The organism is Actinomycetota bacterium (assembly GCA_013152275.1).
Taxonomy (GTDB): domain Bacteria; phylum Actinomycetota; class Acidimicrobiia; order Spongiisociales; family UBA4744; genus BMS3Bbin01.
In genome coordinates, this window is the sequence record JAADGS010000027.1 from 103366 (window position 1) to 129838 (window position 26473).

Consider the following 26473-nt stretch of genomic DNA (forward strand, 5'->3'; position numbering starts at 1 on the left):
TGATGAACGAACTCGATGTGCAGCAGGTTGCCACGCTGGCCAGGCGTGTCCTCGATGAAATCGAGCGGGCGGTGATCGGAAAGCGGGCTGCTCTCGAGCTGATGCTGCTGTCGATTCTGTCGGACGGTCACATCTTGATCGAGGATTATCCGGGACTTGCGAAGACGCTGATGGCTCGCTCGTTCGCTCAAGTCACGGATCTGGCATTCAACCGTGTGCAATTCACCCCCGATCTGATGCCGATGGACGTGACCGGGTCCATGGTGCTGGGTGCCGGACGACAGCTCGAGTTTCGTCGAGGGCCCGTGTTCACGAACCTGCTGCTCGCCGACGAGGTGAACCGTGCGCCGGCGAAAACGCAGGCGGCCCTGCTGGAGGCGATGCAGGAACGCCAGGTGACCGTGGACGGCGTGACACATCCGCTCGATCGGCCATTCCTGGTCATGGCGACTCAGAATCCGATCGAGTACGAAGGCACCTATCCACTGCCGGAGGCGCAACTCGACCGCTTTCTGATGCGACTCTCCGTCGGGTATCCGGAGCCGGAAGACGAATGGCGAATCTTGGAGGACCGCATGGAGCGACGGTCCGACGACGTACGGCTCGACGTTGTCATCGATGGTCGGACATTGCGAGGAATGCAGCGGGTGGTCGAGAGCGTCCACGTTTCCGAGCCTGTCGGCAAATACATCGTGGATCTTGTCGGGTCGACGCGGACACGGAGAAGGACACAGGTCGGAGCGAGCCCTCGGGGATCGTTGGCGGTGATGAAGCTGTCCAGGGCGAAGGCTGCGGTCGATGGGCGAGACTTCGTCACACCCGACGACGTCAAACGCGTTGCCATCCCTGCCCTTGCGCACCGCATCATCCTGCGCCCCGAGCTCTGGGTTCAGGACGTCCGGGGCGAAGACGTCGTGGAAGAGTGCCTCGACACCGTTCCCACTCCACCATCCGTGCCGCGCGACGAATGACCCGTCTGGTCTCTCCTCGCTTCCGCACCTATGCGGTGCTGGGAGTCGTGGCGTTGATCGGAGGCCTCGCCTCCGGCAGGCCCGAGCTCGTTGCCGTGTCCGCGCCCTTCATCTTGCTGATCGGACTCGGCCTGATGGGGACCTTCGATCTGTCTCCGGTGCTCGAGGCTCGATTCGATCGGGATCGCGCCTTGGAGGGCGAAGATGTTCACCTTCACATCGCCATTACTTCGCGGGCCGTCCGCTTACTGGAGGTCTCGTGCGATCTGCCTGCCGGGCTCTCGGTTGCGCCAGACCAGGACGATCCGCTGATCACTCTCGTCGGCGAGACCGGTGTCGTGATCCGTCACGGCGGCGGGCTGGTGGATCTCACCGTGCGCCTGTCCTGCGATCGGTGGGGTGCCTACCGTCCGGCCTGGATTCGGCTGCGAAACCGGCAGGGCCTCACGCAGTTCGTTCACGTGGGCGTGTTCCCCGTTGATCTCGAACTGCGCGTCTATCCAAGGACCGATACGCTTCGCCGCCTCTTTCAACCGGTGGAGACACAACTCGGGTTCGGGGACCTGGTCTCACGAAGGAAGGGAGAGGGACTCGAGTTTGCCGATATCCGACCGTTCAGTCCCGGTGACGACCCTCGCCGTATCAACTGGAGAGTCAGCGCCACGGGGCGAGGTGTCTGGGTCAACGATCGACATCCCGAACGCAACAGCGATGTGGTGCTGCTCGTCGACACGCTTGCCAGTGCTCGTCGAGGAGTAGGTGTCGTGCTGGACCTGGCGGTACGAGCAGCGGCTGCAATCGCGGCCGGACACCTGGGGCGCCATGATCGTGTCGGACTGATCTCGTTCGGGGAGCCCATTCGGTGGCTTCAGGCGGGCATGGGTGACGTTCAGCGCTATCGGATACTCGACACGCTGATGGAGAGCCATGTCCATTGGCAGCTGCTCTGGCGGGGCGTGCGAGTCGTCCCGCCAGGTGCCCTTCCCGCGAAGGCGCTGGTCGTCGGGCTCACGCCGCTGCTGGACGATCGGGTGATCGAGGCATTCGGCGAGCTTGGCGGGCGAGGCTTCGATGTGATCGTCATCGAGATTCCTCCCGAACCGTTCCTGCCCAACGCCGAGAAACCGCCCGATCGTGTGGCGCGTCGCATCTGGAAACTCGAACGCGAAGCAACACGAAGTCGCTTCGCGCGTCACGGCATCGCCGTTGTGCGGTGGGACCCGAGCGAGCCTCTGCAGCAGGCGCTCGTGAATGCGCAGAGCTACCGAAGGAGTCGTCTTCGTGCACGAGCGTGAATCGATGGTGTTGGAGAGGATCGGCGCGCGTCGGAAGATCCGCCGGGATGTGGTGACGGCCTTGCTGGGAGCGTTTGCCGTGTTGCTGGCCGGTGTCATCGGTGTGTTCGGTGCCACGGGGCTTCCTCCGCTCCGACTCGTGGCGCTTGTGGCACTGGTGCTGTCGGCTCTCGGACTGACCGCCGGTGCATCATGGCCGATCACCGGCGCCGCGGTGCTGCTCATTGTCGAATGGGCCGTCGGACTGGCCGCTGGATCGGTTGTGTCCGGGTGGACTCCGTACTTTGCCGTCGGGCTGTATCTGCTCGTGGAGTCGGGGGTGACGGTGCTCGAGCGAAGAGGCGTTGTGGAGGCGCCGGAAGAGCCGAATCCGGGCAGGATCGCCGCCGTTGCCGCCACGTCGCTTGTCGTGTGGGCGGTGGCGGCGCTGATTGTCCAGCTGAGTCGCTTCGAGATATCCGTCGGAGCGTTCACTCAGATCGCAGGAGCGGCGGCGGCAGCGGCCGTGGTCGCGACGCTCGGCAGGCTGCTGCGGAAGAGAGTGTGATCCGAACGGTGCCCGCTGCACCGGGTCCCGAGGGTCCTGGTGTTCGGCCGCCGGCTTTCCCGGGCACGGCGAGGTTCGCTTCCCTGATCCTGCGATGGCCGGTCGCCGTTTGCCGGGGGAGGAGCACCGGCTCGGCTTCGTTGCCGGCGCCCTAACGAGATCCTCGTGCAGGGCGGAGGAGCACCTCACCTCCGATCGGACGAAAACCCGCGGCCAGGAAGGCCCGCAGTGACGCCGCATTGCCGGGTGAAATCGAGGCAAAAAGCCAGTCTGCCTTGCCTACGAGGCCTCGTGCATCGGTGATGAGGCTGCGACCCACACCCCTGGAGCGAGCGCTCTCGGGGACCTCGACGCTCACGTCCAGGCGACCTGCCACACCGGTGCCGAGGATGACCAGCCCGCGGTCGTCCCCGTAGACACGCACGTCGACCCGCAGATTCCGGGCGAGTCGCGTTCGTGGATGATCGTCGAGATCGAATCGTTCCGGCAGCGCCGGAGCGTCGAGCCCGGGTGCGACGAGGAGATTGTCCAGGCAGCCGATCCATCCGTCCCTGCCGGCAAGCCATGTGAGAAACCTCGCGTTGTGCGCGCCACCGTATCCATCCGCACCCGCCGCTCGGATTGCATCCGCCTCGAGAGCCGTGGCGACGAAGGCGTGCCCGGTGAAGGCGATGACCGCTTCGAGGCTGCGCCAGGAGGGAAGCACGTCGACAGCTCCGTCGACGGGAGGGAATCGGCCGGCCGCTGCGTCCTCGAGGACGGCGAGAAGTGGATGCGGTGCCATGAAGCGGGATGCTATCGACACGATCGGTGGGCTGCGAACGCCTCCGGCATGACCGGACCGCCCTCGGCATGATGTTCAGAGCGGGCCCGTGCGGAGTCGCCGTACTCCCGGCGTACTTCGGCTGCAGGACGAAGCGCGGGAGGAGAGCGCGGCGCCGCCGATGCCATCGGTGGTGGTCGCGATGTCGGTCGACACCTGCGGTAGATGCCGGTGCTCCACACGTCTCTCTCTGTGGCCGGACAGGTCGTCGGTGGGAGACACGCCGCCCGTACCATGGAGGACGCAGCCGAAAGGGAGAATCTGCACCGCTTGTCGGGCCGGCGGCAGTGTGTGCGTTCTCCGCCCACGATCGTCGGTGAGCAGTATCCTCTTGCCTCATGCAGGTGTCTCGCCATCGTCGGGGAACCCGAGGAGCCGTTGCGGCGTTCTGGTCCGCGATCCTTCCTGGTCTTGGGCAGCTATACGTAGGGCGTCGACGGCGGGGATGGGTGATGCTCCTTGTCACGTTTGCGCTGGTGGTTGCCGCCGGAGTCGTTGCCTCCGAAGGACTGTCGAACCTGCTGAAGGTGCTTGTCCGGCCGGACGTTCTCGTCGGTATCTTCGTCGGCAACATCGTGCTCTTCGCTCTGCGGGTGGCTTCCGCGATCGATGCGTACCGTCTCGGCTCGGGGGTTTCGAGTGGTTTGCTTCGACCTGAGGCCGCCGGACTGTTCATCATTCTTGCCGCGATTCTTCTCATCGTTCCCCACGCATATCTGGGGTACGCGGACCTGGTCACCCATCGGGCGATCAGCTCCGTGTTCGAGTCTGCCTCTTCGACGTTGACGACGGCGGCGGCAGTGGTATCGACGACTGCCGGAGGGAGTAACACGAGTGCGCCGACCAGCACGGTGACGTTGCCGACGACCACCACGACGACTGCCCCTCTTTGGGCAGGCCAGGGAAGGTTGAATATCTTGTTGCTCGGTGGTGACGCGGGAGTGGGGAGGACCGGGATTCGCACCGATACGATGATGGTGGTGAGCATCGACCCGGAGACCGGGGATTCGGCGATCCTGCAGGTGCCACGCAACTTCGCACGAATGCCGCTGCCGACGAATCTGCGCATCAACGAGTGCAACTGCTTTTCCGACATTGCCAACGCGATCTATCAGTTCGGGGAGAAGCATCCGGATCTCTATCCCGACGCAGCCGATCCCGGGGCGGCGCTGATCATGGCTTCGTTCCAGCGCCTGATGGGCATTCCGATCCACTACTACGCGCTCGTCGATCTGGAAGGGTTCGTCGACATGGTGGACGCCGTCGGGGGAGTATCGATCTACGTTTCCAAACGGGTATACGACAAGAACTACCCGCATGAGGATGGGTCGACCGAAGTGATCGACATCCAGCCGGGCGAATACCACATGGACGGGCACTTGGCGCTCGCATACGCACGATCCCGGCACGGCTCCGACGACTACAACCGGATGGGACGGCAGCGCTGTGTCCTCGAGGCGATGTTGAAGGAGGCCAATCCTGTCACGATGGCACTGAGGATCGGGCCGATCGCCGACGCGATCTCCAGCTATGTCAAGACAAACATTCCGATCGAGCAGCTCCCCAATCTGATCGATCTGCTGCCGAAACTGGACTCTGACCGGATCGTCAGCGTTCGCTTCATGCCGCCGACCTATGTTGCCGGGTACACGAAAGATCGATACTCGATTCCGGATGTGGACAAGATCAGGCAGACGGTGTCTCTCGTGATGAGTGTCCCCGCACAGGAGGCGATCGCTGCGCTCGAGCTGAAACCGCTGTCGTCGACCTGTGAAAAGCCGGAGCCTGCGACCACGACGACGACCACCACGACCACCACGACCACCACGACGACCACCACGACGGCCACGACGAGTCCGTGACGGGCGGGAGAGGTGCGGGGCGCGCTCTGGAAAGCGGAGGTCGGATGGGTGCCACCCTTCGGTATCGAGAACGGCCGAACGCTTCGCGATCCGACACGTGGTTGCAGTGGCAACCCGGCGATCCCTCCACGGCACGCCGGCATCGGGTGAAACGACGCCGGATGTGTTTGTCGCTTCGACATGGTTCACGACCGTGCCTTGTCAGGTCCGAGCCGTCGCGCCCGTCCTACGGTCTTGTCTCGATCTGAGGTTGCGACTCGGAATACGAGAAACGATGCAGCCGGTACCGGCTGCATCGAGCGAGACGAGCGGTCGACCTACTCGCCGGGGTCACGAATGATTGCCGGAATCGTTGCGGCGAGAATCTTGAGGTCGAGCAGGAGCGTCCTGGTGCGGACGTACTCGGCGTCGTAGCGGTTGCGTTGCTCGGGTGAGATGGCATCCCTGCCGTGCACTTGCGCCAGCCCGGTGATTCCGGGTTTCGCGATTCGCCGTGTGGGGTCGCCGAGCAGCTCGGATTCTGCAGGGACGAGTGGTCGCGGGCCGACGAGCGACATCTCTCCCCGGATGACATTCCAGAGGTTTGGGAGTTCATCGAGGGAACCTTTGCGAAGCAGTCTGCCGATCGGTGTTACGCGAGGATCGTCCTCCATCTTGAGGCGGCTCCGGTTCGGCTGTCCTTTGAGATGCTCGAGATGCTCGAGATGGATGGTTTCGTCGGCGTTGTGCAGCATCGTCCGGAACTTCAGCATCGCGAACTGTTTCCCGTTCAGGCCGACCCGCGTCTGGTGGAAGAAGACCGGTCCGTGCGAGTTGAGTTTCACGGCGATCGCCACGGCGGCTATCGCCGGCAGGAGGATCAGCAGCAGTGCGGTCGCGAGGAGGATGTCGAGTGCGCGTTTCAACGTCGTATACATGATCGGGCTCGTAAACCGTGCCGCCGTCGCCGCGAGGGCGAAGGTCGCTGCCGCTTCTCCGGCGAGGAATGCGACGCCGATGCGGAAGTCCGGTGAACCTACGGTCAGGAGCAGTCCGGCCGCCGCTGCGATCAGGCCGACTATCCAGGCGAGTGTGAGCTTTCCGGTCTCCCCTCTGGCGACCAGGACCTGACCGAGAAACAGAGAGGCGCCGGCGAGGGTGACCCCGGCGGCGGCGAGCATCGCAAACGTGGGCTCGGGCCTGAAACCGCTGCCGAAGAGCGCCTCGACGATGGGCGGTCCGATCCAGAATCCGAGGAACCCTGCGGGAACGGCCGTGATCACGCCCGAAGCGAGGAGGAGACCTACCCATCGTGTGAGATGTGCATCCTCGCCACGTTGGGCCATCGTCGTGAACGGAGGCAGCACCCTGGCGATCAGGTTGTACCCGAAGATGAGTGGTGCTCGAGCGAGGGTCATGGTGACGAAGACGGTGGAGATCAGAGCTGCGGACGCGCCGAGAAGACCTGCGACGAGTGGGCCGGCGAGCAGAAGCACCTGTGAGGTGGCGGCGGCGAGGATGAACGTGACGAGGAAACGGGTGGGCTCCGTTCTCTCATCGGGGATCGGGGTGACGCGTAGCGAAGCAGGCCAGAAGAGGATCACGAGGGGTCCTGCTGCAAGAGCGGCGGCGAAGCCGAGCGCGCTACCGGTCGCGATCGCCACAACGACGGCGACACTCACGCGCAGGATGGCCGCTCCACCGCTTGCCTCTCCGTATGAGCGAAAGCGGCGGTTTCCTGCGAGCGTCCCCCGCCCATGTACGAAGAGCGCGTGGGTCAGTACCGTGGCTGCGGCGACATACGCGAACCGGACATCACCACCGAAGAGCCGGTCTTTTCCCCACAGGCCCACGGCGAAGGCGAGTACGGCCGTCAGGACGACGGTGATTCGGCCGGTCCGGGCTGTCGCCCTGGTGAGCCCACCGCGGATCGTGATCGCTCGGATCACGAGTTGCTCGACGGGAAGCAGCACGATGATGAATGTGAGGAAATGGATGGTGAGCAGCGACCCGATCGGCGCGAACTTCTCGGGTCCCAGGGCGCGACCACCGATGAGCTGGTAGACGTAGTTGCCGATGCCGGCGATGAGCGTTCCGGTGACCATCGCGGCGGTGCCGTCTCTGGCCAGGTATCGCAGGTGGGATGTTCTTTGATCTGTCACGGGGGTTGCAGGTCGACGGATCGGACCAGCGTAGTGGGCCGGAACTCGGGACCGATGATCGATCGGGTCCACGAAGGAACGCAAACTGGTGGTTAACTGTCGCTCATGCGCACCGGTCGCACGGGAACAACCATGCTGCTCACGGTGGTGACCGTTTTCGCCGCGGTCGTCGGCGGATGGCAGCTCGCGCGGCTCGTGGCAGGTGTGGAAACGACGAGCACGACCGTCGTTGGTGTGGCGCCCGTCGTCACGACTGCCGCGTCAACGTCGACTACGCACGCGGTCATCACCACGACGTCGACATCGACGACGACCACCACGGTTCCTTTTGCTCGGTTTGGTGATGCTCGCACGGTTGGACGCCACGTCGGATCTGTCGATGGGCTGACGATGTTCAGGGGGAATCCGAGCCGCACGTTCTACGGGGAGGGCCCGGTCCCGGACAATCCGGCGGTTCTGTGGAGGTACCCGGATGCGGCAATGTGCGGCCGATCGAGCGTGCACAATGAGACGCGTCTGTGGTGCGGTACGGGATGGACGGGCCAGCCCGTGGTCTGGTCACGTGACGACGGTGTTACCGAGATCATCATCGGCGCTTTCGACAAGGCCGTCCATTTCATCGATGCCGATACCGGAATCGACACGAGGCCGCCGTTCCCTACCGGTGATCTCGTCAAAGGCTCCGGTTCTCTCGATCCGGACGGGTATCCCCTGTACTACTTCGGATCGAGAGACAACAACCTGCGCATCCTGGCACTCGATCGCGACGTTCCCACCGAGCTGTGGGCCCTGAACGCGAACGTCGTCGCAGGCATGTGGAACAACGACTGGGACAGCGATCCGGTGATCATCGACGATATCCTCTTCGAGGGCGGCGAGAACAGCTATTTCTTCGCCTACCGGCTCAACCGCTCATACGGTCCGGACGGACTGGTTGACGTGAATCCCGAGCCACTCGTTCAGTTTCCCGCCTTCACCGACGAGCTCGTCCGGAAGGTAGGGAGGGAGCAGAGCATCGAGAACTCGGTGGCCGTATACGAGAACCGTGTGTATTTCGCCAACTCGGCAGGGCGGGTCGTCGGGCTGGACCTGACCCGTATCGACGATGGAGAGGCCCCGGTGGTGTTCGACTACTGGGACGGTGACGATACGGATGCCACGATCACGGTCGATCGCCAGGGGATGCTGTATGTCGCCATCGAGATGCAGCGGTTCAACGAGCGGTCGAGAGAGGTCGGGCAGATCATCAAGCTCGATCCGTACACGGACGGTGACCCTCGGCAGTGGGGGGTTGCGGTTCCTCCGATCGGCAACGACGAGGGAGGTGTGTGGGCAACTCCGGCACTCGGCGACGGAGTGCTCTACGTCGCCACCCACCCCGGGGAGCTGCTGGCGATCGACACCGAGACCGGTGAGGTCGTGTGGCGCGACGAGGTTGGCTGGCACGCCTGGTCGTCACCGGTGATCGTGGACGACACGCTGGTTCAGGCGGTGAACTGTGGGGTGGGCGGGGCGCTGCGAGCCTACGACCTCACGGATCCCCGCTCTCCCGTGCAGGTGTGGGAGACCGCTCCGGTGGGTGGATGCATCGAGTCGACTCCGGCGATATGGAAGGGCCGGATCTACGTGGGGTCTCGGGACGGATTCTTCTACGCGTTCGGGGACGGGTAGGGGGGTTCGGCCGCGTGCGGGAGACGCGAGAACGCGGGGGCAGCGGTGCCTGGATGCGTTCGAGGGTGCAGCATGGACCCGGGCGACGCGATCGTCCGGCATCTCGAGGGATGCGCGCACCGAATCGGCGATATCTTCGACCGGTCCGTGGTGGACGTCGTCGATGCGGACGGCGAACCGGCTGATGCACATCGGAAGGCCCTGGCGGTGCCGGGTGGTTTTCACGCAACGGGTTTCACGGATTCTTGCGGTCGTGGGCCACGCCTGAACGCGTGGCAGGCCCCCGCTTTCGCAGAGGCCTGCCGGTGGGGGGATCATCAAGTGTTGTCGTTCTCTCGGGTCTCGAGTTGCTCGGCCTTTCTGCGATCCGGCCGCAGCCCCGATACGGCGATCAGAGCACCGGTGATGATGACGGCCGTTGGCCACAGCCACCGCGTTTCCAGATGGAGGGGAGTGTTCGAGATCAGAACCGGCAGGGCGATGACGATGAAGATCAGTCCGAATACCAGTGAGACGAGGTCGAGTGGGTGCCGTTCCTTCATCAGCTGCCTTCCTGTGTCACGGTGATCTTGCCTGCCCCGACGCTCAGGTCGATGCGGGCGGTTCCGTCGGTGCCATCGAGATAGACCGTCCTGCCGATACCGAGACCTTGGCTCGTCGTTCCGAGCACGTTGAACTCGCCGACGCCGAGGCGGGAACTGATCGACCCTCCGATACCCTTGGGGAGAATGACGTTGAGTTCACCTGCACCGAGATTGGCGCTGAAAGCGAAGTCGGAGGAGGGGATGTCGGACAGGTCGATGGTGAGGGTGCCTGCACTGAGTTCGTAGCGGCTGCCGACCTGTGAGGCGGATTGTGGCTTGTAGGTGACCACCTGACGGTCCTGGACGGCGTCGACCGTGCTGCCGGTCGTGGCCATTCCCATGGCAAAGGCCAGGATGAGGCCGACTGCGATCAGACCTCTGGAACGTCCCCAGACTGCGCCGACGACCAGACCTGCTCCTACGATGGCCAGCGCCGCCGCGAAGTAGTGTCGAGGCTCGGGGACGAGAACCCCGGCATTGTTGAGCAGTGCGAGGACACCCAGACCGATCAGCGTCGCAGCAAGGGTGAACCGACCGAGGCTCGACCGTTGGCGGGGCTGTTGTCGACGTCGTGGACGAGGCTGCTTCGTCTGGGTCGTTACCGGAGCGGATCCAGAGGACGTCTCCGGTTGCTCCGATGTCCTTGGTGCTCTCGCCGTCTCCGGTCGTCTGGCCGGGCCTTCCCCCAGATACAGGAGGATGCCGATTCCGAGCAGGGCCAGTGCCACGATGACGCCGGATCCTGCGACGTTCAACGACGAGAGGATCCAGATCGCTGCGATGACGATCAGCGCCACGCCGATCCAGGCCGGTTCCGTGGAGATCCCCTGCAGCCATCCTTCGACGATCGAGTCGTCCGACCCCCGCTCCGGGATGATCAGCCAACCTGCCAGATAGAGCAGAATGCCGAGGCCGCCGGCGAAGACCAGGAGCAGGAAGCCCAGACGAATCAGCCAGGCTTCCACGTCGAAATAGTCGGCGATGCCGGCTGCTACGCCACCCAAGATGCCGTGCACGCGACGAAGAGGTGGGCGAGAGGCCCTTCCGCCGTCCGTTGGGGCTTCGGCCTCCGGTGGCGGGATTGTGGTGTGATCATTCATGGGGCCATCTTCAATGGTGTATCCCCTCTCGTCTATGAGGACTGTCCCTGATGAAACCCTGACGCTTCTCGGGGTTCATCGGGGGTTTCCCCTGTTGTGGAGCGCACTTGTCCTGTGCGATGATCCACGCAGGTCTCTTCAGAGGTGCACGATCAAGGATCATCGCTTCGGGCTTGCCGTCCGCAGAAGTGAAGACCGGCTGGTCACCGGCCTTGCCGGCGGCATCGCCGAGACACTCGGTATCGCCTCCGTGTTCGTGCGCGCGGCGTTCGTGGTGCTGGCGTTTGCAGGCGGGGTCGGCGTCCTGCTGTATCTGATCGGGTGGGTGCTCACACTCGAGACCCCGGACGCGACAGCCGTCGAAGCACTTCGGAAGCGGGTGGTTGCTCGCACCGGTAGACAGAGGTTCGCGCTGGCCGTCATGTTCCTTGGCATCCTGCTCCTGCTGAGATCGATGGGGCTGTGGTTCGGCGACTCCCTCGTCTGGCCCGTATCGTTGATCGTGTTCGGCTTCGCGCTCACCTGGTCGCGGCTCGACGAGGCGCGGCGAACCCGGTGGGCGCGTCGAACGTTTTCTGCCGAAGATCTGAAAGGGACGCTCGCCCGTCTCGCCGTCGGAGGACTCCTCATGACCGTGGGGTTGGGCTTGTACCTGCGGTCGATCGACGCCGTAGCCCTGGTGGGCGGCGTCGTTCTGGCCGTGCTGATGACCGCCGTGGGTCTGGGTTTGATCCTCGGTCCGTGGGTGTGGCGGCTCATCACGCAGCTCACGACGGAGCGGAGAGAACGAATCAGATCTGACGAGCGGGCGGAAGTGGCCGCCCACCTGCACGACTCGGTGCTCCAGACACTGGCGCTCATCCAACGTACCGACGATGTGCACGCCATGGTGATGCTCGCGCGACGGCAGGAACGGGAGCTGCGAGCCTGGCTCTATGACGGTTCCGGCCCTGAAGGTGGGACGTTGCGCGCTGCGCTCGAACAGGCTGCTGCCCGGTTGGAGGAAGTCCATCAGGTGCCTGTCGATGTCGTCGCCGTCGGAGATGCACCGCTGGATGACAAGCTGCGTGCAGTCGTCGCGGCTGCCGGCGAGGCGATGACCAATGCCGCCCACCATTCGGGATGTGGTCATGTTTCCGTGTTCGCCGAAGTCTCGGATGCCACAATCGATGTGTACGTGACCGATCAGGGGACAGGCTTCGACCTGGAAGCGGTTCCCGATGGCCGCCGGGGGATCGCCGAGTCGATCATCGGCAGGATGCAGCGTCAGGGTGGCGAGGCGGCAATTGCGAGCGAGAAGGGCGTGGGGACCGAGGTGCACCTGAAGGTGGGGCGTTCATGATCAGCGTGTTTCTCGTCGACGATCACCAGCTGTTTCTCTCCGGCGTGCGAACGGAGCTGGCTCGCTCATTCGAAGTCGCCGGTGTTGCGTCGGATGTCGACAGAGCGATCGACGAGATCCGGTCGACCAGGCCGGACGTTGTCCTGGTCGACGTCCACATGCCGGGAGGAGGCGGCTTGGTGGTGGTCCGTGCGGTTCATGAGACGAACCCCGATGTGCGTTTCCTCGCCCTGTCGGTCTCCGACGCCGCCGAGGACGTCATCGCGATGATCCGTGCCGGGGCACGCGGCTACGTGACGAAATCGATCAGCCCGGCCGATCTCGCCGCGGCGATCCGCAGGGTGCATGAGGGCGATGCCGTGTTCTCGCCGAGGCTGGCCGGCTTCGTGCTGGACGCTTTTGCGGACACGATTCCGGCCGAACTCGACCCCGAACTCGACCAGCTCACGCCGCGTGAGCGCGAAGTCCTGCGCCTGATCGCGCGCGGCTACCCCTACAAGCAGGTGGCGAGAAAGCTCTCGATCTCCATCAAGACGGTCGAGTCGCACGTCTCGGCGGTGTTGCGAAAGCTTCAGCTCTCGTCCCGATACGAGTTGACTCGCTGGGCGACGGATCGCCGCATCATCTAGAAACGTTGAACCCAGGGCTCAGGGGGGTCGTGGCGACCCCTACGAGCCCTGGGTTCAACGGATTGGTCAGCCGAGCCAGCGGATCCTGCACCATGTGCGTCGGTCACAGGAAGGGCAGGTCATCCACCTGCCGTAGCGGCGCCAGGGAAACCAGAGGGTCAGATCCATGATCCGGCGGAGGGCGTCCGTGATCGGTGTTCTCACCGCAACTTCACATGCCGAGCATTCGATGAGCACCGTTGCGGGCGAAGAAGTCGGCTCATGGGAGAAGACGGCTTCGCGTCCCTCATCGTCGGCCGTCAAGTCGATGGGCGGTGTCTCGAACAGGGCTCGTTTCCCCTGAGGGTCGTCTCTCACAATCGCTCCCGGATCGTGACGGCCAGATCTCGGTACGCCTGTGCAGCCTGTGAGCGAGGCGCGTACTCGAGGACGGTTGTGCCGAGTTCGGGCGCTTCTGCAACCCGAACCGTCTTGGGGATCGGCGGTCGCAGGACCTCGAGGCCGTACTGCTCGGGGAGCTCTTGGAGCACGCGTTGGGCGAGGCGTGTGCGCCCGTCGTACATCGTTGCCACGGCACCGAGCGTTTCGAGCTTCGGGTTCGTGTAAGAGCGGACGTCGTCGACGGTTTCGAGCAGCTGTCCCACCCCGCGGCGGCTCAGGGTCTCCGGCTGCACAGGAATGAGGAGGGACTGCGCAGCGGTCAAGCCGTTGATCGTGAGGAGGCCGAGGGACGGGGGACAGTCGATGAGGATCAGGTCGTACTCGCTGCGCAGCGGGCGCAGTGCCTTGGCGAGGACGTGTTCGCGGCCGGTCTTGGTGAGCAGATGCACCTCGGATCCCGCCAGGTCGATCGTCGAGGGGAGCAAGTCTGCCCCTTCGAGGTCGAGTCGCGCCTTGCCTGCGGTCGTGCGGTCCAACATCACGTCGTGGACGGAGAGATCCAGACCGTCGGCGTCGACTCCCATGGAGTACGTGAGACATGACTGGGGATCCAGATCGACCAGAAGCACATCGAGGCCCAGGTCTGAGAAAGCCGCGCCGAGGGTCTGGACGGTCGTCGTCTTGGCGACCCCACCCTTCTGGTTGGCGACCGCGATGATGGTCATAGAGGGAGTGTAGGTGCCGTCGGGATGTCGGGAGCGGAGGTACGCTGTCGCCGATGAGCTATGTCTCACTGGTGCTGGCGATGCTCGTTCTGGCCGGTGGGTGTACGGCCGAGCCGATTCGAGGACCCGATCCGATCCCTCCTGGGACGCTGGAACCGACGGTGCCCGAGGCTTTGCTGGAGATGACCACGACCAGCAACCCAGGCCCTTCGATGTCGTCGACGACGGTGAGGGCGGCGATCACCACCATTCAGCCCTCCACCACGGAGATCCTCGTGATCGACGATGCCATCGTCGAACGCATGGCTTCATCCTGGAGGCCGGGCTGTCCCGTGCCTTTGGAGGATCTCCGCCTTCTCCGACTTCGCTACCACGACTTCACCGGCGGGACGTCGATGGGAGAGTTGGTCGTGGCCGACGATGTGGCCGACGACATCATGGGGGTCTTCGAGGAGCTGTACTCGGTCGGTTTCCCGATCGAACGGATGGAGCTCGTCGATGCCTACGCCGGCGACGACACGGCGTCGATGCAGGCCAACAACACCTCGGCGTTCAACTGCCGGCGTGTGGAGGGCACCGACCGATGGTCCGAGCATGCGTACGGGATTGCCATTGATATCAACCCGTTACTCAACCCGTGGATGCGGAGATCGAGCGTGTCGCCGGCGGAAGGTGCCGCCTATGCGGACCGGAGCCTGGATGTGCCAGGGATGATTCACGACGGTGATGCCGTTGTACAGGCTTTCGCCAGGATCGGATGGGTCTGGGGTGGGACATGGCGCACCACGAAGGACTACCAGCACTTCAGCCGGTCGGGGCGGTGACCCGTCACGTGTCCGATTTGCGGTAGATGGACAGGTGCTGTTCGCTGCGCGCGGTGAATGCGTGGCGCTTCCAGTCCTCCCACCGGTGCTCCAGATCCAGGCCGGCAAGGCGGGCCATGAGGTCCAGTTCGGCCGGGTATGCATAGCGAATCGTCACCGGGAAGAAATCGATCGAGTCTTTGGAGAGGACGATCTTCTGGCTTCGCACGAGCTGGTTCGCCTGATCGTGCAGATCCACGTTGAGTGTGACCGATTCCGGCTCGATCTCGGTCACGTAGGTCCTCTGACCTCGGTCGAAGCGGGTCAGATCCGGGATGAACGTCTCGATCAGGAAGCGGCCTCCTGGCAGGAGACGGTTGGCGACCTGCCTGAAGCATCGCATCTGATCGTCTCGGGTGAGCAGTGCGAAGAACGTGTTGAATGCCGCGTAGATCAGGGAGAACGAGCCCTCGACGGGTACGTCTGCAAAGTCGCCGATCACGACGGGGATGTCCGCACCTCCGGGCTTCTCGCGAAGCCGCGCGACCATCGCCGTGGATGCGTCGACACCGTGGACCTCGACTCCGCGTGCGCGAAGTGGTAGAGCAACCCTGCCGGTGCCGATACCCAATTCGAGAACAGGACCGGCACCGGCGAGGTCGCTCAGCAACGCGACGGCGTCACCTGGATCGAGCTGCGCGTACAGATCGTCATAGACGCCGGCGATGCGGTCACCGTACGTAGATGCCTCATACCCGTCCATGTGCCGATACTGGCAGGACTCACGGGATGGTGCAGGGTGTTTTCGAGAGCCGCTCGCGTTGTGCGGGTGGCTTTCGTTCAGCCGGTGCTGATCTCCGTGCCCAGAAGTTCGAGGAACAGCGCCAGCCATTTTGGATGGGCCGGCCACGCCGGTGCGGTCACGAAGTTCCCGTCGACGATCGCATCGTCGATTGCGATGTCGGCGAACTCCGCTCCGGCGTTGCTCACATCAGGTCCTACGGCCGGGTAGGCGGAGATTCGCCGACCATCGATGACGCCGGCTGCTGCGAGCACCTGGGCGCCGTGGCAGACCGAGGCGATCGGCTTGTCGTTCTCGGCGAAGTGACGCGTGACTTCGATGACTTTCGCATCCAGCCTGATGTACTCCGGAGCCCGTCCTCCCGCGATCACGAGGGCGTCGTAGTCGGCAGGGTCGACGTCGGCGAATGTGGTGTTGAGGGTGAAGTTGTGCCCAGGCTTCTCGCTGTAGGTCTGGTCGCCTTCGAAGTCGTGAATCGCGGTACGAATCTGCTCTCCGCTCGCCTTGTTCGGACACACCGTGTGCACGGTATGACCGACCATCTGGAGCGCCTGAAACGGCACCATCGTTTCGTAGTCCTCCGCGAAATCTCCAACGAGCATGAGGATCTTCTTGGCCATGACCTCTCCTTCCTCACGACCAACCGTTGGTCGCTCCTGTGTCCATACTCGCGCTTTCCGGCGGGGGCCGGGTGGAGAATGTCTGTTTTTCGGATACGTGCGTTCTCGTTCGAGCGTGTGCAGGGGGTTCCTCGCAGGAAGGATCGGGCTCGAGGTGACACGTCGGTCTGGAAGTGTGAAACGGGGGATTCCGCTGCGGGAAGGCAAATGGGGCCTCCGGCCATGGCCTTCGGTAGCATGGCGTCCAGCACCGGAGCCGCCGGAGTGACGGTTGTTCGCGGCCGCTCTTCAGAGAGATTCGAGGAGATCACGATGACGAAATGGGTCTACGCGTTTGGCGAGGTGGCGGACGCAGAGAAGTATGCAGGTTCTTGGGACGGTGTCCGCGGCCTTCTGGGCGGCAAGGGGGCGAACCTCGCCGAGATGTCTCGGATCGGCGTGCCGGTGCCCCCCGGGTTCACGATCACGACCGAGGCCTGCAACGCGTACCTCGAGGCCGGCGAGTCATTCCCACCGGGCATGTGGGAGGAGGCGCTGGCTGCGTTGCACGCCATGGAGGAGCAGACCGGCAAGACGTTCGGCGACCCGGAGAATCCGTTGCTCGTGTCCTGTCGTTCCGGAGCGAAGTTCTCCATGCCCGGGATGATGGACACGGTGCTCAACATCGGTCTGAACGACGAGGTCGTCGAGGGAGTTGCCCGGCTCACCGGCGACCCACGGTTCGCCTATGACTCGTACCGCCGTCTCATCCAGATGTTCGGGACCGTGGTTCTCAACGTATCCGGCGAGCCGTTCGAAGAGGTTTTGGCGAAATACCGCGACCGGTTCGGTGTCACCAACGATGCCGAACTTCCGCCTGAAGCCATCAAGGAGGTTGTTGCCGAGTTCAAGGAGATCATCCGGGATGAGGCAGGCCTCGAGTTCCCGCAAGATCCCTATCAGCAGTTGGAGTTGGCAACGGAAGCCGTGTTCAAGTCCTGGAACAGTCCGAGGGCGTACGCGTATCGCAAGGCCGCCAACATCGCCGACGATCTGGGGACTGCGGTCAACATCGTCACGATGGTGTTCGGGAACATGGGGAGCGACTCGGCGACAGGCGTGGCCATGTCGCGCAACGCCACGACCGGTGAGAAGTCGATCGAAGGCGATTACCTGGTGAACGCCCAAGGCGAAGATGTCGTTGCCGGTGGTCGGGTGACCGACCCGGTTCAGAAACTCGCAGACGATATGCCGGAGATCTGGAAACAGTTCACCGGTATCGCTCAGAAACTCGAGCACCATTACCGCGACATGCAGGACATGGAGTTCACGATCGAACGCGGGAAACTGTGGCTGCTCCAGACTCGCGACGGAAAGCGCACCGCGCAGGCGGCCGTCAAGATCGCCGTCGACTTGGTGGGGGAGAGCCTGATCACCAAGGAAGAGGCGGTGATGCGGGTCTCACCCGAACAGGTCGACTTCTTCCTGCACCCGCAATTCGAGGCGGAGTCTCGAGCGGCCGCCACCGAAGGTGGCGCGCTCGTCGCCAAAGGCCTCAACGTCTCGCCCGGCGCCGCCGTGGGCGTGGTCGCGTTCGACGCCGACCTGGCGCAGCGGTGGGCCACCGAGGAGGGCAAGCAGGTGATCATGGTGCGCCCGGAGACCAAACCGGACGATGTGCACGGGATGCTTGCCGCCAACGGCATCCTGACGAGCAGGGGCGGCAGGACATCCCACGCGGCTCTCGTCGCCCGACAGTTCGGCAAACCGGCGGTGGTAGGTGTCTCGGAGCTCGACATCGACATGGACGCCCGGTCGATGTCGGTGGGCGGCAAGACGATCAACGAGGGCGACTGGATGTCCATCGACGGATCGACCGGCGAGGTGTTCATCGGTCGTCTGGACACGAAGGTCCCCGATATTTCGGACCCGGCGCTGATGACGCTTCTCGGGTGGGCCGACGAGATCCGTCGGCTGGACGTCTGGGCCAACGCCGACTATCCACGAGATGCCGAGCGGGCTCGCTCGTATGGTGCCCACGGCATCGGTTTGTGCCGCACCGAGCATATGTTCTTCGAGCCGGAGCGCCTGCCCTATGTCCAGCAAATGATCATGGCGAAGACCGCAGAGGAGCGTGAGGCGCCACTGGCGGTGTTGCTTCCGTTCCAGCGGGACGATTTCGCCGGCCTGTTCCGGGCCATGGATGGGCTTCCGGTGATCATCCGGCTGATCGACCCGCCACTGCATGAGTTCTTGCCGAGCCACGATGATCTGGAGGCCGAGTTGACCGACCTGCGTGCCAGGCTTGCCGCGGGTGAGGAAAGTGATGTGGTCCATGCGGCGATCGCCGAGAAGGAGCGGATGCTCGAACGTTCCGAAGCGCTGCGTGAATCCAATCCCATGTTGGGCTTGCGTGGTGTGCGGCTCGGTATCGAACTGCCGGAGCTGACCCGGATGCAGGTTCGGGCAATCTTCGAAGCCGCCATCCAGGTCAAGGGGGAAGGCATCGATCCACACCCGGAGGTCATGATCCCGCTGACGAGTCACGTCAACGAACTGAAGTGGCAGCGTTCGGTGCTGGAGGACGAGGCCAAGAAAGTCATGGAAGAAAAGGGCGTGGAGGTCGACTACAAGTTCGGCACGATGATCGAGATTCCGCGTGCGGCGCTGACCGCCGACGAGATCGCCGAGTATGCCGAGTTCTTCTCCTTCGGTACCAACGATCTGACCCAGACGACATTCGGGATCAGCCGAGATGACGCGGAGGCAGGCTTCTTGATCAGTTACTTGGAGCAGGGGATCCTGCCGGAGAACCCGTTCGCCACCCTCGACGAGGCCGGCGTCGGCAAGCTGATGCGCCTTGCCGTCGAAGCGGGAAGATCGACACATCCGGGGCTCGAAGTCGGGATCTGCGGGGAGCACGGTGGAGATCCGTCGTCTATCGACCTGTGCCATCGACTCAATCTCGACTACGTGAGTTGCTCGCCCTTCCGGGTGCCGGTTGCCCGGTTGGCGGCTGCCCAGGCGGCGGTGCGTAACCGCTGACCACATGTGCATCGAGAGGAGAGGGGCGCCCGGCCGGGCGCCCCTCTCGAGTGGATGATTGCGGGCGGTATCTATGGATGTGTGGTTCCCGGGCCTGCACCGTTTCCGCCCGAACCGCCGGAGCTGTCTCCGAGGCCGGCGTCAGAACCGGGCGTGGCGGGCATGGTCGTGGGGGTCGCCGGCATGGGCGGCATTACCGGGACGGTGATCGTCGGTCTGGTCGGCATTACCGGGACGGTGATCGTTGGTTTGGTCGGCATCTCGGGGATGGTGATCGTCGGACCAACCGGCATCTCGGTGGTGGTCGTCGTCGACCGTCCCACTTCTTGCCTCATCTGGTGGGTCATCTCTCGGGTCGTCTCTCGAACTTGGCGTGCCGTTTCCGCCACATGCTGAACGTTGATGTCCTGCTGCTGCATCTCTTGAGAGATGAGTCGCAGCATCTCGGCCACTTGATCCCGGTACTCCTGGGTCGCCTGGTACCCCTTGGTGTCGGTGTGCTGGGTGGCGACATGCGTAGCCGCCTCCTCGAGCGCGGAAGCGGCCTGCTCGAGACCGCGGTCGTGATCGGCTCTGCCGATCGCCTTTCCTGCGAACTCGAGCCCTTCTGCGATGTGGTCTTGAGCAACGAGTCGCTGTGCTTCTTGGAGCCGTTCGGTGGTACCGCCGTTGAAGAGGCCGACATGCTCGAGAGCGATGTCGACTCCGTACAACGGGTCGCCGGGCGCGGACTGATTCGCGACGGCGCCGACCCCACCCGTCACGGCGGCCAGCGCAACAGATGCAGCCAGCACTTTGGTCAGGATGGTGAATATGAAACTTGTGAACACGGTACGTCTCCTCCATCGATATCTCTTTGATTCCCGGCTTCTGGCCGGGCGTGGGGAGAGACGGGCGGCTTCCGCAGCCGCGGCGATCTGCCGGGCACCCATCGCCGGATCGACGGATTCGGTACCGGTGTCCCGTATCCGCTCGACCAGCGCCGCGATATCGGCGAGGTCGATCGGAGCGGTCCCGTTGAGGATCGCTTCGATCTCCTGGTCGCTGAGGCTGTGGAATGTTGCCATCTCGTGTTTGTTACCGTTCGGGCGTCTCAAAGGGGTACGTCCTTTGTGAGTTCTTTTCGGAGGGCGTTCAGCCCCCGGCGTTGGAGCGCCTTGACGGCGCCGGGACGCTTTCTCAGGATGTGCGCGATCTCCGTCACGGTGAGCCCCCCGATGATGCGCAGCGTGAGGACGTCACGTTGGTCATGCGAGAGACCTTCGAGCCTTCGTCGAATATCTCCCGTGGCCAGGCCCGTCATCGCTTCGGCCTCGGCAGACTGCCGGGGGTCCGATAGCGCGTCGAGTTCCCGGTCCTCTCCGATGAGACGTTCCTTGCGTCGGGATCCTCTGCGTCGCTCATCGATGAGACGGTGGTGGGCGACCATGAAGACCCAGGAGCGAAACGCGGCCTCGTCACCTTTGAACGTGCCGATGTTCCGGGCCAGTTGAAGGAATACGTCGCCAAGGCGGTCTTCAGGGTCGGAGGCGCCACGCGATCTGAGGTAGCCGAGGACCTGTCCGGCGAGGTCGTGGTAGAGCGCTTCCCACGCCCAGTCGGCCCCCGTTTGGGCGGCGGCGAGTACAGAGTCGAAACTTGGCCCGATCACCATGTGGAGAAGAGTATGCCTGCGTCTGCAATCGCCAAATCGGCCGGAACGATTGACGGGCGGGATTGTGCGTCTCCCTCGGATGTCGCGGCGGACCGCATCGGTGCAGGGCCTCCGTGCATGCACTGGTTACCGCCGGACGGTAACAAAAGGGTACGGCCGCCCCCCACTTTCATTGAACCCAGGGCTCAGGGGGGTCGCCACGACCCCTACGAGCCCAGGGTTCAATGAGTGTCGGCCGCCAAGGGTCTACCAGCCGACCCAGACTCCGATGGCGGTGAGCAGTGCAACCATCAGGCCGACGCCCATCTGCGTCCAACCGACGACTTTGGCCGGAACCGGCGGCCTGGTCAGCGAGACGACGGCGATGATTCCGAGCAGGCCGATCGCGACGACACCGAGCCAGGGGACCACTCCGGCGGCTGCGCCTGCCGCAACGACTCCGACGGCGGCGACCTGCACGATGTAGATCCGCGTTCGATCGACGGACTTGTCCTTGAACCTGCGGACCATGCCCCGTGCAAGGACGATTGCGGCGATGTCTCTTGCCGCGAGGATGAGCCAGAGGCCGAACGCGGGGATCCACTCCCATCCTGCCCCCATTGCGATCGCCGCCACGGTGGAGCCCATTGCGATCGATCCGGCCAGTTGTGGGGCCAGCGCGCGGTTGTGGCTGTGGGCGTCCGCCCGCAGGGCGAACGCCGCAAAGGGCACTGCGACGAGCAGCGGCCACCAGAACGGGCCGCGAGTGGTGGTGATCGCACCGGCGGCACCCGCGATCGCCACCACCCCGTAGACGGCCGCGACGGCAAGCGCCGTGGTGGAGCGGGGCAGCCATCGACCGCGGATGACATCGGTGGAGAAGAGTTTGACGGGTCGTCGAGCCAGGAAAACGCCGAGTGCGGCCGCCGCGATCTCCCAGCCCGCCGCCGACGGTGCGACGAGAAGTCCCAGGAGGATCGGTTCCAGTGTGAAGCCCCACCCGCCGTGCTCGGTGGGCAGCGCCACGGACCGCACACGGGCAGAAGGAGAAGTCATCGCGGCCTCGCCGCCTCGACGGCCGGTCTGATCGAGCAGCCATCGAGGTGATCATTCACCATGCCGATGGCCTGCATGAAGGCGTAGATCACGGTCGGTCCGACGAACTTCCATCCCCGGCTGCGCAGGTCCGTGCTCAGTGCCTTGGACTCTTCGGTGACGGCGGGGATGTCGTAGGTGGGGGCCGGGCCGGGATCTGGTGCGAAACGCCACAGGTACTCTGCCAGGGATCCGAACTCGTCGATCACGTCCAGAGCAAGCCGGGCATTCGCGATCGTCGCTTCGATCTTGCCTCTGTGGCGGACGATGCCCGGATTCGCCAGGAGTCGCTCGACTGCTCCACTGCCATAGGACGCCACCGTCTCGATGTCGAAACCGTCGAAAGCTCTTCGGAAGGCTTCCCGCTTGCGCAGGATCGTGATCCAGGCAAGCCCGGCCTGAAAGGCGTCGAGGCTGATCTTCTGGAACAGGGCCCGGTCGTCGGTGACCGGAAACCCCCACTCGTCGTCGTGGTAGGCCACGTACAGGGGGTCGTCCCCCGGCCACCAGCATCGCAGGGTCCCGTCGGATCCGATTCGCAGTCGGTCGTTCACCGGCGAGATGATACGGGGATCGGAATCCGACAGCTTGTCGGCTGGATGCCGGAGATCACTCGGCGATGGCTTCGGCGATGAACGAGACGAGATCCTCGCGCAGCCGCTCCAGCGACGGCCGGTGGATGTACATCATGTGCCCGGCCTCGTAGCGCCGTTCCGTGATGTTGGCTTCGAGCGCCTCCTCCAGTCCAAGGTGGCGCAGCGTGTAGTCGGTTGCGAAGTAGGGGGTTGCCATGTCGAAGTAGCCGGACGCGACGAACACCTTCATGTGTGGATTTCGGCTCATCGTCGACCGAAGCGTCTCAGACACGTCTACGTACGCGTTCTGGAAATCTTCGTAGTTCCAGGCCGGGTACACGTCCGGATTCAAGATCTCGTACGGAAGATCACTCTCGTAGCCCAGGTCGCGGCGCACGTAGTCGTTCAGCATCGCTGCGAACGATCCCAGGATTGCATCGATGCTCGGGTCGTTCTCGAGCATCGATCCCACCAGGTAACGGTCGACTCCTTTGAAGCGACTGTCGATTCGACCGACCGTGTGGCCCTCGTCTCGGAGCAGTTCCTTGAGGAAGTGGAACTTCTCGATCCGGAGGTTGGATCGTTGGACGAACTCGATACTCAGACCGCTGTAGCGGGCCACCGCCGCCGCGATCTCCGCTCTTTGTTCGGAAGGGAGACGGGCGCCTGCCCACAACGCCGCCATGTACTCGCCTCCAGCAAAGGCCTCGGCATCGGCGAGCACTTCTCGAAGTGGCCGGTTCTGGAGATCTTCCTCCAGCTTGCCGTGGTACCACGCGGTTGCCGTGTAGGCGGGCAGATACAGGATGTAGGGCAGGTCGTTGCCCCGGTGGAACATGTGGGTCTTCTTGTCGACGGCAATCGTCTGGAAGTTCAGTACCGAAGAAATCAGCATGACTCCGTTCAGGTAGAGGCCGTAGCGTTCGAGGAGATGCCCGGCCAAGCCGGCGGATCGGGTCGTTCCGTAGCTCTCGCCGATCAGGAACTTCGGCGAGGCCCAGCGACCGAACCGTCCCAGGTACAGGCGGATGAAGCTGCCGACCGTCTCGATGTCGCGTGTGAAGTGATGAAACGAGGATGCTTCCTTCTCCGGAATCGCTCTGGTAAAACCGGTGCTCACGGGATCGATGAAGACGAGGTCGGCAGCGTCCAGAATCGACGCATCGTTGTCGATGAGTTGTCCTGGAGGCGGTGGCTGGTTCCCTTCATCGTCCAGGAGAACCCGCTTGGGCCCGAGGAGGCCCAGATGCAGCCACACCGAGGCCGAGCCGGGACCTCCATTGAACGCGAAGACGATTGGACGCTGCGCCGGATCGGGTGCGTCGTCGCGCGTGTACGCAACGAAGAAGAACGACGCCTTCTTCTCGCCCTCTTCCTCCTTGAGGATGATCCGCCCTGCAGTTGCCGTGTAGGCGAACGTGTCACCGCCGATCGTCGCCGTGTGGGAACTCTCCGAGAAGTGGTCTTCGACGTGGGGTGGTGGTTCCCCCGGTGTGCCGGCCTTCTCTGCAGACTCGCTGTTGTCACTGGTCATGGGTCCAGGGTAACGCCCGTTGAAGGTTGGGCGTTTGCGAAACTCGAGACGGTTTCACCGATGCGCGCACGTTCACGGAACGATTCGAGCGCCGTGCGCACAGGCACCCGGCCGGCGTGTCGCGTCGGCCTTCGAGACCCCTGAACCGATCGGCCCCACCGGTACGGATCGGCGTCGACCTCGGAGATGAGCCCCCGGGCATCTTCAGAGGACACGGCAAACAATCCGGCGTGTCAACGATGTCCTGAGGGTTGTCCGGTACCAGGCACCAGGTGCCGGAAGCTCAGAACTGCTCTGGCTCGAGGGCGGCAAGCAGATCGTTGCCCGCGGTGACCGCTCCGATGAGTGCCGCATCCTGGGGGAGGAGATGCTCGGCATAGAAGCGTGCCGTCACGATCTTCGCTTCGAGGAACTTCTTGTTCTCGGCTCCCTCGTCCAGCAGCGCAGACGCAGTGAGTGCCTCTCGTGCCAAGTAGTAGGCCCCGAGCGTCGATCCAAGCATGCGCAGGTAGGGGGTTGCCCCCGCGAGCGCCTGGTTCGGATCCTGCATCCCGTTCGCCGCAAGCCACCCCGTTGCCTTTTCGACCGCTTCGACTGCCGAAGACAGATTGGTGCGAATGGTGGAAAAGCGTTCCCCGGCGGCTTCGAGTTCGCCGTCGATCGATTTCATCTCGCCGATGAGTTCCATGATCGGCGCTCCGTTCGCCATGGGGAGTCTCCGTCCCACCAGATCTATGGCCTGAATGCCGTTGGTCCCCTCGTAGATCGGGCCGATACGCGCGTCCCGGTAGTACTGAGGGATGCCGCTGTCCTCGATGAAACCCATGCCCCCGTAGACCTGTGAGGCGAGACCGGTGATCTCGATACCCATGTCGGTCAGCCACGCCTTGGTGATCGGTGTGAGCAACTCGGCGAAGAGCTGGTACTTCTCCCGTTCCGACTCATCCGTGTGGCTCGTGGCCAGATCGAAGGCGAGTGCGTTGGTGAGCTCGATGGCTCGCATCGCGTCGAGCTTCGCCTTCATCGTCATGAGCATCCGTCGCACGTCGGGGTGCTCGATGATCGCGACGGAAACGGTCTTGGGTGCACCAATCGGTCGTCCCTGGATCCTCTCCTGTGCGTACTGCACGGCGTTCTGATAGGCGACTTCACCGATGCCGGTGCCGCTGATGCCCACCTCGACCCTGGCCGCATTCATCATCGTGAACATGTAGTGCATGCCCCTGTGCTCTTCACCGACGAGGTAGCCGACGGCACCCTCACCGTCGTCTCCGTACGCCATCACGCAGGTCGCCGACGCCCTGATCCCCAGCTTGTGCTCGATCGACACGGTCTTCACATCATTACGTTCGCCAAGCGATCCATCCGGGTTCACGAGATACTTGGGCACCACGAACATGCTGATTCCCTTGGTGCCCGGGGGGGAGCCGGGCGTTCTGGCCAGCACCAGGTGGATGATGTTCTCGGTGATGTCCTGATCGCCCCACGAGATGAACGACTTCGTGCCGGTCAAGCGGTAGGTGCCGTCTGGCTGAGGGATCGCCTTGGTGGTGAGCGCGCCAACGTCCGATCCGGCTTGGGGCTCGGTGAGGTTCATGGTCCCGGACCATTCGCCGGACACGAGTTTCGGGACGAAGGTCGCTATCAGATCGTCCGAAGCGTGTTCGATGAGCGCGTGCGCGGCGCCCTGTGTGAGACCGAGCATGATCGAGAGGCTGGCGTTCGTGGAATCGAGCATCTCGGTGATCGCGGCGACGATGACCTGGGGGAGCTGACCGCCGCCATGTGCCTCGTCGAAGGGGGCGCTGAGCCATCCGTTCCGGGCGGCCATCTCATAGGCTTCCTTGAACCCTTCGGGTGTGGTGACCACACCATTCGCGAAGGTTGAACCGACTTCGTCGCCCGGCTGGTTGAGGGGGAACCATTGTTCTGTCAGGAACTTGCCGGCTTCGCTGAGGATCGCGTCGACGAGGTCGGCGTCCAGCTCCGAATAGCGAGGAAGCGCGGTGAGGCGATCGAGGCCGATGAGGTGATTGAGGACGAAGCTGAATTCGTCGAGGGGTGGTGCATAGACGGTCATCGCTTCCCTTTCTGTATCACCTGGAGGACCGTGGGGTCACTCCGTGTGGATCAACCCGGGAAACCCGGGATAGTTTGCCATTGTTTGCATTATCGCATTTTCTGCTTGCATTTGCAAGCTGTTGGTGCTGCTCATGACCGTACGATCGCGGTAAGCGAACGGCCTGTACACCGGGTTCTGGACAGTCCTTTGGGCCGACGCGCAGGCGAGCGATGGGAGAATATTCGGCCGTTCCC

23 protein-coding genes are annotated in these 26473 nt (G+C 63.8%); 9 read left to right on the forward strand and 14 right to left on the reverse strand.

Annotated features, from left to right (window positions below; all coding sequences use genetic code 11):
- Nucleotides 1-2: 2 nt before the first annotated feature.
- From GXP34_04315 to GXP34_04325, 3 genes are read left to right on the forward strand one after another with little or no spacing between them, the layout of a single operon-like run.
- Nucleotides 3-971, forward strand: a complete 969-nt coding sequence (locus tag GXP34_04315) for a MoxR family ATPase (GenBank protein ID NOY55192.1) — start codon at nucleotides 3-5, stop codon at nucleotides 969-971.
- The gene (locus GXP34_04320; protein ID NOY55193.1) at nucleotides 968-2266 is read left to right on the forward strand and encodes a DUF58 domain-containing protein; all 1299 of its coding nucleotides are present in this window, start codon (nucleotides 968-970) and stop codon (nucleotides 2264-2266) included. The genes GXP34_04315 and GXP34_04320 overlap by 4 nt, the downstream gene beginning before the upstream one ends.
- Complete coding sequence (locus GXP34_04325) at nucleotides 2253-2813, forward strand: hypothetical protein (GenBank protein NOY55194.1); 561 nt, start codon at nucleotides 2253-2255, stop codon at nucleotides 2811-2813. The genes GXP34_04320 and GXP34_04325 overlap by 14 nt, the downstream gene beginning before the upstream one ends.
- A gap of 151 nt (nucleotides 2814-2964) precedes the next feature.
- Here the strand turns inward: GXP34_04325 and GXP34_04330 are convergent, their stop codons facing one another.
- Nucleotides 2965-3597, reverse strand: coding sequence for a hypothetical protein (locus GXP34_04330; GenBank protein ID NOY55195.1), 633 nt, complete (start codon nucleotides 3595-3597; stop codon nucleotides 2965-2967).
- Between the two features lie 491 nt (nucleotides 3598-4088).
- Between GXP34_04330 and GXP34_04335 the strand changes: the two genes are divergently transcribed.
- Nucleotides 4089-5498 (forward strand): LCP family protein, encoded by a 1410-nt coding sequence (locus GXP34_04335; protein ID NOY55196.1) that lies wholly within the window; start codon nucleotides 4089-4091, stop codon nucleotides 5496-5498.
- A 317-nt stretch (nucleotides 5499-5815) separates the two neighbouring features.
- Here GXP34_04335 and GXP34_04340 read toward each other — a convergent pair whose 3' ends face one another.
- Nucleotides 5816-6415 (reverse strand): sugar transferase, encoded by a 600-nt coding sequence (locus GXP34_04340; protein ID NOY55197.1) that lies wholly within the window; start codon nucleotides 6413-6415, stop codon nucleotides 5816-5818.
- Between the two features lie 1356 nt (nucleotides 6416-7771).
- Between GXP34_04340 and GXP34_04345 the strand changes: the two genes are divergently transcribed.
- Nucleotides 7772-9310, forward strand: coding sequence for a PQQ-binding-like beta-propeller repeat protein (locus GXP34_04345; protein NOY55198.1), 1539 nt, complete (start codon nucleotides 7772-7774; stop codon nucleotides 9308-9310).
- A gap of 317 nt (nucleotides 9311-9627) precedes the next feature.
- On the opposite strand, the gene GXP34_04350 is transcribed toward GXP34_04345, so the two are convergent.
- Together GXP34_04350 and GXP34_04355 are read right to left on the reverse strand one after the other, a co-directional pair.
- On the reverse strand, nucleotides 9628-9852 hold the full coding sequence (locus GXP34_04350; GenBank protein NOY55199.1) for a hypothetical protein: 225 nt from the start codon (nucleotides 9850-9852) through the stop codon (nucleotides 9628-9630).
- Nucleotides 9852-10994: a PspC domain-containing protein gene (locus GXP34_04355; GenBank protein ID NOY55200.1), complete on the reverse strand. Its 1143-nt coding sequence runs from the start codon at nucleotides 10992-10994 to the stop codon at nucleotides 9852-9854. Before GXP34_04355 ends, GXP34_04350 begins: the two co-directional genes overlap by 1 nt.
- 34 nt (nucleotides 10995-11028) lie before the next feature.
- On the opposite strand from GXP34_04355, the gene GXP34_04360 reads away from it, so the two are divergent.
- The gene (locus GXP34_04360) at nucleotides 11029-12336 is read left to right on the forward strand and encodes a PspC domain-containing protein (protein ID NOY55201.1); all 1308 of its coding nucleotides are present in this window, start codon (nucleotides 11029-11031) and stop codon (nucleotides 12334-12336) included.
- Complete coding sequence (locus GXP34_04365; protein ID NOY55202.1) at nucleotides 12333-12965, forward strand: response regulator transcription factor; 633 nt, start codon at nucleotides 12333-12335, stop codon at nucleotides 12963-12965. Before GXP34_04360 ends, GXP34_04365 begins: the two co-directional genes overlap by 4 nt.
- 66 nt (nucleotides 12966-13031) lie before the next feature.
- Here GXP34_04365 and GXP34_04370 read toward each other — a convergent pair whose 3' ends face one another.
- Both GXP34_04370 and GXP34_04375 read right to left on the reverse strand, forming a co-directional pair.
- Nucleotides 13032-13322 (reverse strand): hypothetical protein, encoded by a 291-nt coding sequence (locus tag GXP34_04370; protein ID NOY55203.1) that lies wholly within the window; start codon nucleotides 13320-13322, stop codon nucleotides 13032-13034.
- On the reverse strand, nucleotides 13319-14071 hold the full coding sequence (locus GXP34_04375) for a ParA family protein (GenBank protein NOY55204.1): 753 nt from the start codon (nucleotides 14069-14071) through the stop codon (nucleotides 13319-13321). Before GXP34_04375 ends, GXP34_04370 begins: the two co-directional genes overlap by 4 nt.
- 53 nt (nucleotides 14072-14124) lie before the next feature.
- Here GXP34_04375 and GXP34_04380 point away from each other — a divergent pair, with 53 nt between their 5' ends.
- Nucleotides 14125-14895: a M15 family metallopeptidase gene (locus GXP34_04380; protein NOY55205.1), complete on the forward strand. Its 771-nt coding sequence runs from the start codon at nucleotides 14125-14127 to the stop codon at nucleotides 14893-14895.
- Between the two features lie 4 nt (nucleotides 14896-14899).
- On the opposite strand, the gene GXP34_04385 is transcribed toward GXP34_04380, so the two are convergent.
- Both GXP34_04385 and GXP34_04390 read right to left on the reverse strand, forming a co-directional pair.
- The gene (locus GXP34_04385; GenBank protein NOY55206.1) at nucleotides 14900-15637 is read right to left on the reverse strand and encodes a class I SAM-dependent methyltransferase; all 738 of its coding nucleotides are present in this window, start codon (nucleotides 15635-15637) and stop codon (nucleotides 14900-14902) included.
- Nucleotides 15638-15714: 77 nt separating this feature from the next.
- The gene (locus tag GXP34_04390) at nucleotides 15715-16296 is read right to left on the reverse strand and encodes a DJ-1/PfpI family protein (protein ID NOY55207.1); all 582 of its coding nucleotides are present in this window, start codon (nucleotides 16294-16296) and stop codon (nucleotides 15715-15717) included.
- 312 nt (nucleotides 16297-16608) lie between these two features.
- Here GXP34_04390 and GXP34_04395 point away from each other — a divergent pair, with 312 nt between their 5' ends.
- Nucleotides 16609-19320 (forward strand): pyruvate, phosphate dikinase, encoded by a 2712-nt coding sequence (locus GXP34_04395; GenBank protein NOY55208.1) that lies wholly within the window; start codon nucleotides 16609-16611, stop codon nucleotides 19318-19320.
- Nucleotides 19321-19391: 71 nt separating this feature from the next.
- Here the strand turns inward: GXP34_04395 and GXP34_04400 are convergent, their stop codons facing one another.
- From GXP34_04400 to GXP34_04425, 6 genes are all read right to left on the reverse strand, one after another.
- On the reverse strand, nucleotides 19392-20387 hold the full coding sequence (locus tag GXP34_04400) for a hypothetical protein (protein ID NOY55209.1): 996 nt from the start codon (nucleotides 20385-20387) through the stop codon (nucleotides 19392-19394).
- Between the two features lie 26 nt (nucleotides 20388-20413).
- On the reverse strand, nucleotides 20414-20974 hold the full coding sequence (locus GXP34_04405; protein ID NOY55210.1) for a sigma-70 family RNA polymerase sigma factor: 561 nt from the start codon (nucleotides 20972-20974) through the stop codon (nucleotides 20414-20416).
- 246 nt (nucleotides 20975-21220) lie between these two features.
- Nucleotides 21221-22009 (reverse strand): YwiC-like family protein, encoded by a 789-nt coding sequence (locus tag GXP34_04410; GenBank protein NOY55211.1) that lies wholly within the window; start codon nucleotides 22007-22009, stop codon nucleotides 21221-21223.
- Entirely contained in the window at nucleotides 22006-22602 is a 597-nt protein-coding gene (locus GXP34_04415; protein NOY55212.1) for a DNA-3-methyladenine glycosylase I, read from the reverse strand. The genes GXP34_04410 and GXP34_04415 overlap by 4 nt, the downstream gene beginning before the upstream one ends.
- 55 nt (nucleotides 22603-22657) lie before the next feature.
- Complete coding sequence (locus GXP34_04420) at nucleotides 22658-24157, reverse strand: peptidase S10 (GenBank protein NOY55213.1); 1500 nt, start codon at nucleotides 24155-24157, stop codon at nucleotides 22658-22660.
- Nucleotides 24158-24440: 283 nt separating this feature from the next.
- Entirely contained in the window at nucleotides 24441-26237 is a 1797-nt protein-coding gene (locus GXP34_04425; protein NOY55214.1) for an acyl-CoA dehydrogenase, read from the reverse strand.
- Nucleotides 26238-26473: the final 236 nt, after the last annotated feature.

What these genes read in the sequence shown, in the direction of transcription:
- GXP34_04380 (NOY55205.1), top strand. Translation starts at nt 14,125, where the DNA reads ATGAGCTATGTCTCACTGGTGCTGGCGATGCTCGTTCTGGCCGGTGGG.
- GXP34_04335 (NOY55196.1), top strand. Translation starts at nt 4,089, where the DNA reads ATGCTCCTTGTCACGTTTGCGCTGGTGGTTGCCGCCGGAGTCGTTGCC.
- GXP34_04375 (NOY55204.1), bottom strand. Translation starts at nt 14,071, where the DNA reads ATGACCATCATCGCGGTCGCCAACCAGAAGGGTGGGGTCGCCAAGACG.
- GXP34_04350 (NOY55199.1), bottom strand. Translation starts at nt 9,852, where the DNA reads ATGAAGGAACGGCACCCACTCGACCTCGTCTCACTGGTATTCGGACTG.
- GXP34_04410 (NOY55211.1), bottom strand. Translation starts at nt 22,009, where the DNA reads ATGACTTCTCCTTCTGCCCGTGTGCGGTCCGTGGCGCTGCCCACCGAG.
- GXP34_04390 (NOY55207.1), bottom strand. Translation starts at nt 16,296, where the DNA reads ATGGCCAAGAAGATCCTCATGCTCGTTGGAGATTTCGCGGAGGACTAC.
- GXP34_04320 (NOY55193.1), top strand. Translation starts at nt 968, where the DNA reads ATGACCCGTCTGGTCTCTCCTCGCTTCCGCACCTATGCGGTGCTGGGA.
- GXP34_04425 (NOY55214.1), bottom strand. Translation starts at nt 26,237, where the DNA reads ATGACCGTCTATGCACCACCCCTCGACGAATTCAGCTTCGTCCTCAAT.
- GXP34_04405 (NOY55210.1), bottom strand. Translation starts at nt 20,974, where the DNA reads ATGGTGATCGGGCCAAGTTTCGACTCTGTACTCGCCGCCGCCCAAACG.
- GXP34_04400 (NOY55209.1), bottom strand. Translation starts at nt 20,387, where the DNA reads ATGGCAACATTCCACAGCCTCAGCGACCAGGAGATCGAAGCGATCCTC.
- GXP34_04355 (NOY55200.1), bottom strand. Translation starts at nt 10,994, where the DNA reads ATGAATGATCACACCACAATCCCGCCACCGGAGGCCGAAGCCCCAACG.
- GXP34_04340 (NOY55197.1), bottom strand. Translation starts at nt 6,415, where the DNA reads ATGTATACGACGTTGAAACGCGCACTCGACATCCTCCTCGCGACCGCA.
- GXP34_04315 (NOY55192.1), top strand. Translation starts at nt 3, where the DNA reads ATGAACGAACTCGATGTGCAGCAGGTTGCCACGCTGGCCAGGCGTGTC.
- GXP34_04385 (NOY55206.1), bottom strand. Translation starts at nt 15,637, where the DNA reads ATGGACGGGTATGAGGCATCTACGTACGGTGACCGCATCGCCGGCGTC.
- GXP34_04420 (NOY55213.1), bottom strand. Translation starts at nt 24,157, where the DNA reads ATGACCAGTGACAACAGCGAGTCTGCAGAGAAGGCCGGCACACCGGGG.
- GXP34_04395 (NOY55208.1), top strand. Translation starts at nt 16,609, where the DNA reads ATGACGAAATGGGTCTACGCGTTTGGCGAGGTGGCGGACGCAGAGAAG.
- GXP34_04365 (NOY55202.1), top strand. Translation starts at nt 12,333, where the DNA reads ATGATCAGCGTGTTTCTCGTCGACGATCACCAGCTGTTTCTCTCCGGC.
- GXP34_04330 (NOY55195.1), bottom strand. Translation starts at nt 3,597, where the DNA reads ATGGCACCGCATCCACTTCTCGCCGTCCTCGAGGACGCAGCGGCCGGC.
- GXP34_04345 (NOY55198.1), top strand. Translation starts at nt 7,772, where the DNA reads ATGCTGCTCACGGTGGTGACCGTTTTCGCCGCGGTCGTCGGCGGATGG.
- GXP34_04360 (NOY55201.1), top strand. Translation starts at nt 11,029, where the DNA reads ATGAGGACTGTCCCTGATGAAACCCTGACGCTTCTCGGGGTTCATCGG.